1 protein-coding gene is annotated in these 1,978 nt (G+C 44.5%); it reads right to left on the reverse strand.

From position 1 onward, the window contains the following. Positions 1-73: 73 nt before the first annotated feature. The gene (gene ltrA / locus AAEZ18_RS18245; RefSeq protein WP_259398653.1) at positions 74-1,429 is read right to left on the reverse strand and encodes a group II intron reverse transcriptase/maturase; all 1,356 of its coding nucleotides are present in this window, start codon (positions 1,427-1,429) and stop codon (positions 74-76) included. Positions 1,430-1,978: the final 549 nt, after the last annotated feature.

A 1,978-nucleotide genomic window follows, 5' to 3' on the forward strand; every position in this document is an offset into this window, starting at 1 on the left:
TATAATCGGGTAGCCGGAGGTCTCTAACCTCCAGCCCCCACACCACCCATCATGCGGGTCCGCAATGGGCGGTTCATCTCCCGTAATGAATATTGATCCAAATATCTTTCAATGACACTAAACCTTGTGATGCTAAATAGTCATTACCTAGCGCAATGTTAATTCCTTTTGTTTTTGAGCTTCTACAAGGGCCTTTACTGGTGATACCACAGGCTATGGCGAGTCGCTCGCTAACACCCAATTTTATTAAACTGCGTACTTTGGTGCGAGGTTTACGCCATTGCCGCCAGTAGCACATTCTTATCCTACGACGGATCCAATGATCTAAATCCACTGTTAGTTGATAAGCGTTGGCTATTAGGTAGTAGTGTCCCCAGCCGCGTAAATACTGCGTGAGTTTATGAATTTGTAGGGTCATTGAGATCCCCCAGTTGCGGTTAGTGAGTTCTCTTACATTTGCTTTAAATTTCTTTAGCGCCTGTTCGTGGATCTGCACTTGAGCGTAACGGAAGGTAAACCCGAGAAATTTCGAGCCTGATACGGGACCGACTCGACTTTTCGATTCATTCACTTTGAGTTTTAATCGCTGAGTGATAAACGCAGTAATTTCCCGTTGGATTATGAGTCCTTCGCTTTTCGTTTTTACTAAAATGATTATGTCATCAGCGTAACGTGCAAACTTAAGGTGTTTGTAGGTTAGCTTCTTATCTAATTCATCGAGTAAAATATTGGAAAGTAAAGGGGATAATGGCCCACCTTGAGGGACTCCTTTGGTTGACTCAAACCACAGACCCGTTTCGCGCTCTGCGATCCCCGCTCGGAGGTATTTACCAAGTAGGCGCATGAGTGCTTTGTCTTTGACTTTACGACCAACACGATTCATCAGCATGTCATGGTTTACTTCATCAAAGAACTTAGACAAGTCAATATCAACTGCTGTTTTATAACCTTGTTTAACACAAGATTGAACATGATTTACTGCTTGGCTGGCTCTTTTATGAGGGCGATAACCATAACTATGTGGTGAAAATAGAGGCTCAAAGTAAGGGCTAATCACTTGAGCAATAGCTTGTTGGATCACTCTGTCGATAACAGAAGGGATCCCAAGCATTCGCTCACCGCCATCGGGTTTGGGTATCATCACGCGTTTGACTGGCAAGGGTTGATAAGTGCCGCTAAGTAATTGTTGTTTAATACCCAGCCAATGTAACTTAGCGAAGTGATTAAATTCCTCAATACTCATATTATCAATACCCGCAGCCCCTTTATTGCGCTTAACATGTTGCCATGCTGCACCAATATTGTGGTTGCTCAGTACCCTTGCCATCAGGTCACGATCTGTTTGGTTGTATTCATTCGAGGTATTATTCACAGTCGAACGCTGTTCATCACTATCACAACACGGTGATCTATGTGAATTCAAGTTCATTTGTAGTATCTCCTCTGGTTAAGATGTTCAGGCCTTCACCGTGTCCCCTCCATTACGATGGGCGTTTGGCTACTATGCCGTCTGCTGACTTCTGATAAATCACTCTAGCGATTACTCGATAAAGCGCGTCGAAACTAACGCTTGTTTACTGCTATTTCGCTCGCTGTAGGTCGCAGCAACCAAAGCGCCAAGGGTTGAACAACCAGTCCCTAACTGGTAATCTCCAAGCGTTAGCGCGGATGCGTGTTTATCAGATCTCCCCGAATAAGGTGCATCGACTTTCTCTGCACAACTGCATCATTTACGGTGGCCGTTAGATCACATGACTTCGCTATCTTGTGCTAGCTCGTCTCCAGCCTACGCCTCATATGATGTTTTTGTTCATCAGCTCACAGATTTGCTAGCGGCTTCCTCTAGACTATCTCTCGCGATTTAGCCCTTGCCATTCGCTAGTAGTTATCGTTTAATAACAGTGTGTTATTTAAACGGTGATCTTCCTACAGAGGACTTTCACCTCATAAGTCAATGCCCATGTCGGGCGTACACAAG

The sequence above is a fragment of the Pseudoalteromonas sp. 19-MNA-CIBAN-0066 genome (assembly GCF_040308705.1).
In the GTDB taxonomy this organism is placed as follows: Bacteria; Pseudomonadota; Gammaproteobacteria; order Enterobacterales; family Alteromonadaceae; genus Pseudoalteromonas; species Pseudoalteromonas nigrifaciens.

Bases quoted from the DNA above. Each gene is read 5' to 3' on its own strand.
- ltrA (WP_259398653.1), bottom strand. From the start codon at position 1,429: ATGAACTTGAATTCACATAGATCACCGTGTTGTGATAGTGATGAACAG.